This is a genomic window from Streptomyces otsuchiensis, assembly GCF_004305975.1.
In the GTDB taxonomy this organism is placed as follows: domain Bacteria; phylum Actinomycetota; class Actinomycetes; order Streptomycetales; family Streptomycetaceae; genus Streptomyces; species Streptomyces otsuchiensis.
Map to the genome: position 1 here is coordinate 1 of NZ_BHZI01000421.1, position 3,433 is coordinate 3,433.

General features: G+C 74.9%; 4 protein-coding genes. All 4 read left to right on the plus strand.

Annotated elements, in window-relative coordinates; all coding sequences use genetic code 11:
* Window positions 1-576 (plus strand): hypothetical protein (locus E0D90_RS24550; protein ID WP_227870479.1); only part of this gene is annotated, 576 nt, incomplete at its 5' end.
* The gene (locus E0D90_RS24555) at window positions 566-1,594 is read left to right on the plus strand and encodes an ABC transporter ATP-binding protein (RefSeq protein WP_130800138.1); all 1,029 of its coding nucleotides are present in this window, start codon (window positions 566-568) and stop codon (window positions 1,592-1,594) included. The genes E0D90_RS24550 and E0D90_RS24555, both read left to right, overlap by 11 nt.
* Window positions 1,587-2,369, plus strand: coding sequence for an ABC transporter permease (locus E0D90_RS24560; protein ID WP_103500278.1), 783 nt, complete (start codon window positions 1,587-1,589; stop codon window positions 2,367-2,369). The genes E0D90_RS24555 and E0D90_RS24560 overlap by 8 nt, the downstream gene beginning before the upstream one ends.
* 140 nt (window positions 2,370-2,509) lie before the next feature.
* Window positions 2,510-3,163, plus strand: a complete 654-nt coding sequence (locus E0D90_RS24565; protein WP_130800139.1) for an HAD family hydrolase — start codon at window positions 2,510-2,512, stop codon at window positions 3,161-3,163.
* The last annotated feature ends 270 nt before the right edge of the window (window positions 3,164-3,433 follow it).

The following is a 3,433-nucleotide window of genomic DNA, read 5'->3' on the forward strand; positions in this document are numbered from 1 at the left end:
GTCGGGCGTGCCGCCGCCTCAGCCGGCGGCACGCCCGACACCACCACGACCGCCCCGGCGCCCCCCGCCGTCCCGTCCGACCTGCGGCGCCTGCTCGTCTTCCGCGCCCATGGCGCGGTCCGGCTGCTGCTGGGCTGCCGGGCCCGCATGGAGGACATCGAGGGCGCCGTCGCCGCGGGCCAGCGTGAGACCGCGGTGCTCATGGCGTACGAACTCGTTCAGCTGTCCCTGTCCGTGCGCGGGCTGCGCACCGTGGGGGAGCTGACCTACGGGCGGGACGAAGCCGCGTTCGACCCCTTCGCCGGAGTGCCGGACGAGGAGGTCCGGGCCGGGCTGCGGCTCGCCGCCGACGGCGGCGACGCCGTGGGGGAGCGCGCCGAACCCTGGCTGGCGCGGCTGCGCGCCCACGTCCAGGAGACCGAGGCGCAGCTCGACTACGCCGAGCCGCTGCCCGACGTCCGCTCGGGCAGCGGCATGATCAAGGGCTTCAAGCTGGCCCGTACCTGGGAGCCGCTGCTGCGTGAGGCGTCCCTGCCGGACCTGCTCCCCGACGCCTGGAAGCGCCGTGCCGACTGACACCACGCCGGCCGCGCCCGGCGCCCCGGCCCTGTCGCTGCGCGGCGTCCACAAGCGGTACGGCGACACCACCGCGCTGCACGACGTGGACCTGCGCATCGCCGAGGGCGAGGTCGTCGGCCTGCTCGGCCACAACGGCGCGGGCAAGACCACCCTGATGTCCCTGACCGCCGGACTGCTGCGGCCGGACGCGGGCGACATCGAGATCTGCGGCCACTCGCTGCGCGCGGAGCCCCACCGCGCACGCCGGCACCTCGGCCTGGCTCCGCAGGAGCTCGGCGTCTACCCGCCCCTGACCGTGCGCCAGAACCTGCGGTTCTTCGCCGAGCTGTCCGGCCTGCGGGGCCGCGAGGTGCGTCGCCGCACCGAGGAACTGGCCGAACCGCTCGGCCTGGGTGATCTCCTGGACCGCGGGGTCGGCCGTCTGTCGGGCGGCGAAAGGCGGCGCGTGCACACCGCCGTCGCCCTGCTCCACCGGCCCCGGCTCCTGATGCTGGACGAGCCCACCGCCGGGGTCGACGTCGAGACCCGCACCCGGCTGATCGACTTCGTCCGTGAACTCGCCGCCGACGGCACCGCCGTCTGCTACTCCACCCACTACCTCGCCGAGGTCGAAGCGCTCGCCGCGGACGTCGCCGTGCTCGACCAGGGGCGCGTGATCGCCCGGGGGACGCTCGACGACCTGGTGCGCCGGCACGGCGTCGGCTACGTCGAACTCACCTTCACCGGCCCCCCGCCCGCCCCGCGGCTGCCCTGGCCGGTCACCACGGAGGCACGGACGCTGCGGGTCCGCGTCGACCAGCCCCACCTGGCCGTGCCCGAGATCCTGGCCGCCCTCGGCGACGCCGCGCCGCAGCTCCTCAACCTCGACGTCGTCCGGCCCAGCCTGGAGAGCGTGTTCCTGCGCCTGACGGGGCGGCGGTACGTCGCCGACGCCCCGCCCGGTGGCGCGGGCGGGCACCCACCGGAACCCGGCCGTCCGGGCGGGCAGCCGGCGGAGGTGAGCGGCCATGGGTGAGGGAACCCTCCGCCGCGTCGCCGCCCTGGTCCGGCAGGACGTCCGGCTGCTGGCACGCGACCCCGCGCCGCTCGTCATCCGCGCCGTCATGCCACTGCTGATCATGGCCTTCATGCAGCCGCTGTTCCGGGCGGCGCTGCGCGCCGACGGCGAGCACGACGCCAACGGCGCCGAACAGGGCGTGCCCGGCATCGCGGTGATGTTCCTGTTCTTCATGGTCACCCTCGTGGGTTTCGCCGTCTTCCGGGAGCACGGCTGGAACACCTGGGACCGGCTGCGTGCCGCGGGCGTCCGCTCCGGCGAGCTGATCGCCGGCCGCGCCGTGGTGCCGCTGGTGGTCGCCGTCCTGCAGCTGGCGGTGGTCTTCGGCGCCGGCGCGATCCTCTTCGACCTGCGGGTACGAGGCTCCTGGGTCGCCCTGTTCGTGGTCGCGGTGCCGCTGGCGCTGTGTGTGGTGATGATCGGCATGGCGCTGGTCGCGCTCTGCCGCACCATCGCCCAGCTGAGCGTGCTCGCCAACCTGCTGGCCCTGTTCTTCGCCGGGCTCGGCGGTGCGCTGACCCCGCACTCGGCGCTGCCCGAGTGGGCCCAGCCCCTGGCACCCGGAGTTCCCAGCTACTGGGCCATGCGCGGGTTCAGCACCGTCATCCTCGACGGAGGCGGCGTCGCGGACGTCCTGGTACCCGCCGGGGTGCTGTGCGCCTTCGCTCTCGCGCTGGCCGCGCTCACCGCGGCCTTCTTCCGGGCCGACCACCGCAAGCTCTCCTGGTCCTGAACCGCCGCCCACCACCGCACCGGACCGGGGGCGCCTCCCGCCCGCACCGGGAAGGGCCGGTACAGCCCCACCGCACCCGCACCCGCACCGCACCGCACGTCATGCCGGCAGACCCTCCGGCTCCGAGAGAGAGGGCGCCCATGCCCAGCGTCGTGGTCTTCGACTGCTTCGACACGCTCGTCACCTCACGACCGCTGCCCGACGCCGAGACCTGGCCCGCGGTCCTCGCCGAAACCCTCGACCTGGACGCGCGCGACTCCGGCGCCGTCGTCCGCGAGGTCTTCGGCACGCTGTACACGGCCATGTCCGACCGGTCCGCCACCCAGCCGGCCACCCTGCACCTCCTGGAGGCGGCACTGCGCAAGCGCGGGCTGACCCGCGACCGGCCCGACCAGGAGCGGGCGCTGTGGCGGGCGCTCGGCTGCGACGACCCGGGCCAGTACCAGCTGTGCGCGCCGGTCGCCGAGGCCCTGCGCCGCGCCGCCGACGCCGGCCACACCGTTCGGCTGCTGTCCAACTGCTACCTGCCCGGCTCCCAGATGCGCCTGCTGCTGGAACGGCTGGGCGTCCCCCCGGTGTGGGAGCGAGCGCTGTTCACCGCTGACGGGGGCCCGAAGAAGCCCGACCCGCGCGCGTTCGGCCGCGTCGGCGACGGGGACTTCCAACGCCGCGTCATGGTGGGCGACTCCGCCGAACTCGACATCGTGCCCGCCGCCGCCCTCGGCTGGGAGACCGTCCACATCGACCCGGCCGCCCCCGACCCGGCCCCCCTGTACGAACTCCTCGGCTGCTGAGACCTACCTCCGGAGCCGCCCGGTCGGGGGGCTCGCGCCCGCGACCGGGGGCGTGCCGGGCCGCCGGGATCCAACCGGCGTTCCGCAGAAAGAAACACCTGCTGAATTCCAGCAGTCGTCCTCCTAACGTTCCTGGTGGTGCCGCTTCCGAGCGGCCGTGCGTCCCCTCTCGGACGCCACCGCCTCCCCGCGTGGAAGGAGCCGCCCGTGCACCTGTCCAGCACACCGCCGGTACCCCGAATCCCCCCTGGCACGGCGGCCGTATGACCC